Here is a 4,701-nt window from a genome sequence, read left to right as displayed (position 1 = left end):
GGACGGGGGTGCTCGTGTACGGCGGGACGGGCGACGCCGGATGCGGGTAGCCGTACGGCATCTGGACGGTCTGCGCGTGCGGCGGCGCATAGCCGCCGAAGCGGCGCGCGGCCTGGCTCATCCGGATGTCGGTCACCAGGTAGTAGGCGGCGCTGCCGGCCCCGAGGATCAGCACCGCGGCCAGCGCGACATCGCTCCTGGTGTCGGTCTCCGGCACGCTGCCGACGACCGCCAGGGCGGCGATGGACAGCGGCAGGGACACCCAGGCCGCCGTCCAGTCGAACCACCGTCCGCGCAGGATCGCCACCCGGAACAGCGGGACACAGGCGAGCAGACCGCACGACAGGATCCCGGCGGCCGCGAAGAGCACGCGCAGGACGATGACGGTACCCGCGCTGCGGGTGGGCGGCGGCGCCGCGCCGTGGCCGTACATGACTGCTCCCGGGCCTGGTTCGATATCGGAGTTCGAGCGTATAGGCCCGCGGCGACAACAGGTCCCGGGATGTGCCGAACCGTTGTCATGCTGATCACTTCGCCCGACGTCGCAGGTGGCCCGTACGACGTCACAAGTGGCACGTACGGCGTCACGGGCGCCCTCCGGGGCTCAGCCCGGGGCCACCGTGCCGTCCGTCAGCCCGTCGTACATACCGCGTACGAGCTCGTCCCCCAGCCGCCCCGCGTACCGCAGCGCCCGCTCGAACTCGTCGAGCGCGCGGAACCGGGCGCCGTAGCGCCCCTGTTCGTCCAGCGGGAGCCGGGGCAGATGCAGCCGGCGCACGTCGAGCCGGGTGGCGGTGGACGCGTAGCTGCTGGCCTGACGGTTGTTGGCGGTGCCGCGCAGGAACCCGGCGAGGAACCACGGATCGAGCGCCGCGGGATCGGGGCGCAGCAGCACGAGGTTGCGCCCCAGCGCGGCGCCCGCCGTCGCGTCGTCGATCACCCGGGCCACCGAGCCGCCGCCGAGCACCGGCACGACCACGTCGCCCGTCTCCGTCAGGACGGCCTCCTCCTCGCTCTCGGGCAGCGTCCCCGAGGGGCCGGTCCCGGCGAGCACGTCGTGGTCGGTGAGGACGGGCAGGCGTGCGGGGCCGCCGGTGCCGCCCGTGCGCAGCACCAGGGCACCCCCGCGCGCGAGTTCACCGACGGTGGTGAGCGGCCAGCGGGCGGGCGGTGCGGTCACCGCGGGCGGCGGGGTCAGGGCGGTGGTCAGCCGCAGGGTCTCGCCGAGGCGCTCGCGCACGGCCGTGAGCTGCTCACCGCCGTCGGCCGCCGTCGGGGGCGGAAGGTGGCGGGCCGGGGCGAGGTCGACGTCGTCGTCGAGGAGTTCGATGACGGGCACGGACCGCGCCAGGCCGGGCCGTTCCGGCAGGGTGCCGTCCCGGTCGTGGGCCCGCCAGGCGTCCAGCACGGCTTCCTTGACGGCCTGCCAGTCGGGCCCGCCGCGCCCCTCGCCGGCGAACTGCCCGGCGTCGGCGAGCAGCACCTCGGGCTGACCGGGCGCCTTCTCGGGCCGGCGCAGCACCCACAGGTGCAGCGCGATGTTGTACGGAGGGGCCGCGCCGACCGGCAGCGCGACGACCGCCCGCAGCGCGCCCCGACGCAGCAGGTCGGCGCGGATGCGGCGGCCGGAGCGGCGGGAGGCGGCGGCGGGCGGCATGAGCAGCACGGCGGTGCCGCCGTCCCGCAGCCGGGCGAGCGCGTGCTGCACCCAGGCCAGCTCGGACTCGGCGCGGGCCGGGAATCCGTACTCCCAGCGGGGGTCGTAGGCGAGTTCGTCGTGGCCCCAGTTGCGCTCGTTGAACGGGGGGTGGCACAGGACCGTGTCGGCGCGCAGCTGCGGCCAGGCGTCCGCGCGCAGGGTGTCGCCGACGGCCGCGCGCACGGTGGCCCGGCCGTGCAGGGCGAGCCGGAGCGCGGTGAGCGCGGCGAGTTCGGGTGCGCTGTCCTGGCCGTAGAGCTCCTGGTCGGGGCGGGCGTCGAGGGCGCGCAGCAGGGCGCCGGTGCCACAGGCCGGGTCCAGGACGGTACGGGCGGGGCCCGCGAGATCGGCCATGAGGCGGGCCAGCTCGCCGGGGGTGAGCGTGTACTGGCGCGGGTTGGCGTCCAAGTGCCGCCCGAACAGGAACTCGAAGGTCTGGCGAGCGCCCAGGTCGGCGGCGAGCTCGGCCACACCGCGCAGGAGCGGGACGGAGGGGAGGAGCTGAGGGCCGGTCGGGACGTGGACCGCGGGAGTGTGGACCGCGAGGGTGGCGGGGCTGCCAGGGGTGTGAACCCCGGAGGGGACGGGGGTCTGCGGGGCGGTCCACTCCCCCGACGCCGATTCCGGAGTGTTCACAGCGGGCGGTCGGTTCACAGCCCCTGGACTCGCCGCGCCCTCGCGAGCGTGAACACCACGCCCGCTCTCGGCCGGGGGGCCGAACCGTGGGGTGATCACCCGCTCCAGCGCGGCCGGCAGCAGCGCGGCGAGCCGCTCGTCGGAGCCGGCGCCCACCTCCAGCCAGACCGTCGGCCGGTCATGGATGAGCAGCAGGACGCAGCCGGCGTGCACGAGCGCGGTGACGGGGCCCTCGGGGTGTCCGGCCAACTGCTGCCAGACCCGCTCCCGCAGCGGCACTTCGGCGAGTTTTCCCTGGTGGCGCAGCCAGGCCTCGACGTCCGCGAGCGCGAACGACGGGCTGGTCTCGGTGCCGCCGACGGGCTTGGGGAAGTCGGCGTGCCGACGGCGCCAGTTGCTCACGGCCGCGCGGCCGACGCCGGCGAGCCGGGCGATCCCGGCGGCGGTCACCTCAGTCGCGTTGTCCTGCACCCGCGTAGCTCCCCTCGTCCCGCTCGCGCTTGCGTGGCGTCGAGCATACCGACGTAGGAAAGATCTACCCATTCACGGCGTGTACGCAAGAGCCTTTGTGAATCGTGTTGACTCGGTTCACAGGCTCTGGTCTTATTGACCCAGCGAACGAGCGGCCCCAGCAAGGCGGCCGCCACGTCAGGGGGAGGGGACAGCCATGGGCATGAAGGGCAAGGTCGCGCTGGGCGCCGTGGTGGGGATCGTCGTCATCGGAGTCGTCTCGGCGAACGCCGACGGCAACGGCAACGGCGCCGACGGCACGGGCAACACCGCCGACAAGGGCTCTTCGACGTCTGCGGCCCAGCAGCCCGGCACCAAGAAGGACAGCGGCGGCAAGGCCGAGGCGTCGGAGAAGAAGAAGGCCACGTTCGAGGGGGACGGCGAGTTCCGGGTCGGCTCGGACATCAAGCCCGGCACCTACCGCACCACCGGCAACAGCGACGGCATGTGCTACTGGGAGCGCGCCAAGGACGCCTCGGGCGAGATGGACTCGATCCTGGCCAACGACAACGTCACCGGCACCAGTTACGTCACCGTCAAGGCCACCGACAAGCTCTTCAAGTCCACCGGCTGCAAGGACTGGGAGGCCGTCGCCGCCGGCGGGTCCAAGAGATCCTCCGCCACCGGCATGGACGGCGACGGCGGCATGTTCGCGGTCGGCCCGGACATCGCACCCGGCACCTACCGCTCCACCGGCAACGCCGACGCCTCCTGCTACTGGGAGCGCACCAAGGACGCCGACCACGGCATCGACTCGATCATCGCGAACAACAACGTCACCGGCACGGCCGTCGTCACGATCAGCGCCAAGGACGCCTACTTCAAGACGTCCGGCTGCGGGGACTGGAAGAAGACCGGCTGACCGGACCGGTCACGTCCGGGGCGCGGCGCCACCATCGGGCGCCGGCCCCGCCGACCACCCCGCCGCGTCCCCTCACCTCACCTCGCTTCACCTTCGTCTTCACCCCCACCTCCGTCTTCACCTTCATCTTCTTCATCGAGGAATCGCCATGCGTCGTACCGCACTTGCCGCCCTCTGTCTCGCCACCGCGGCCGCCGCGGGCCTCACCGGCTGCCTGTCCGGCCAGGACAAGGCGGACGACAAGACGGGCACGTCCCACACCTCCGCCTCCGCCAAGCCGAAGGAGCCGTTCGCCGGTCTGAGCGGCGGGGAGATCGCCGACCGGGCCCTGAAGGCCACCACCGGCGCCTCCTCGCTCCGGATGAAGGGCGACGTCGCCGACGACGAGAGCAAGGGCACGATCCGGATCGACATGGCCCTGAACCGGAAGGGCGAGTGCGCCGGCACCCTGGGCATGGGCGGCCAGGGCAAGGCCGATCTGATCAAGACCGGCGACATCGTGTACATGAAGTACGACGAGGCCTTCCTGCGCGCCCAGAGCGAGGGCGAGTCGAAGTCGGACACCGACGCGGCCGTGGCCATGCTCGCCGGCAAGTGGACCAAGATGGCCGCGAAGGGCCAGGACGCCAAGGACATCGCGGGCTTCTGCGACCTGGACTCGGTGCTCGGCGGCGCGGAGGACGTCAACTCGGACGCCACCCGCGGGAAGACGACCACGGTCGACGGCACGCCCGCGATCGTGCTGCACGAGAAGGACGGCAAGGACACGTACACGCTGTACGTCGCCACCGAGGGCAAGCCGTACCTGCTGCGGATCGACAGCACGTCCGGCAAGGAGCCCGGCACGCTCACCTTCGGCGACTACGACAAGCCGGTCCCGGCGCAGAAGCCCACGGGCAACATCCTGGACCTGGACGCGCTCGGCTGACGGACCTCGGGGTCCCGCACGCCCCGGCGGGGGGCCGGAGCGTGCGGAGGGGGACGGGGGAACAGG

At 73.1% G+C, this 4,701-nt stretch carries 4 protein-coding genes; 2 read left to right on the top strand and 2 right to left on the bottom strand.

The window, feature by feature from the left end:
- On the bottom strand, positions 1–433 hold a 433-nt coding region (locus FNH09_RS44655; RefSeq protein ID WP_238427471.1), incomplete at its 3' end, for a hypothetical protein.
- Positions 434–604: 171 nt separating this feature from the next.
- Positions 605–2,806, bottom strand: coding sequence for an N-6 DNA methylase (locus FNH09_RS44650; RefSeq protein WP_162470050.1), 2,202 nt, complete (start codon positions 2,804–2,806; stop codon positions 605–607).
- Positions 2,807–3,002: 196 nt separating this feature from the next.
- Between FNH09_RS44650 and FNH09_RS44645 the strand changes: the two genes are divergently transcribed.
- Together FNH09_RS44645 and FNH09_RS44640 are read left to right on the top strand one after the other, a co-directional pair.
- Entirely contained in the window at positions 3,003–3,707 is a 705-nt protein-coding gene (locus tag FNH09_RS44645) for a hypothetical protein (RefSeq protein ID WP_152895591.1), read from the top strand.
- Positions 3,708–3,855: 148 nt separating this feature from the next.
- Entirely contained in the window at positions 3,856–4,635 is a 780-nt protein-coding gene (locus tag FNH09_RS44640) for a hypothetical protein (RefSeq protein ID WP_152895590.1), read from the top strand.
- Positions 4,636–4,701 lie beyond the last annotated feature (66 nt).

Source organism: Streptomyces adustus, assembly GCF_009377175.1.
Lineage (GTDB): Bacteria > Actinomycetota > Actinomycetes > Streptomycetales > Streptomycetaceae > Streptomyces > Streptomyces adustus.
The sequence above is the reverse complement of the archived record's forward strand: the minus strand, read 5'-3'. Positions and strand labels throughout refer to the sequence as shown.

Coding starts and splice junctions, on each gene's coding strand:
- FNH09_RS44645 (WP_152895591.1), top strand. CDS start 3,003: ATGGGCATGAAGGGCAAGGTCGCGCTGGGCGCCGTGGTGGGGATCGTC.
- FNH09_RS44640 (WP_152895590.1), top strand. CDS start 3,856: ATGCGTCGTACCGCACTTGCCGCCCTCTGTCTCGCCACCGCGGCCGCC.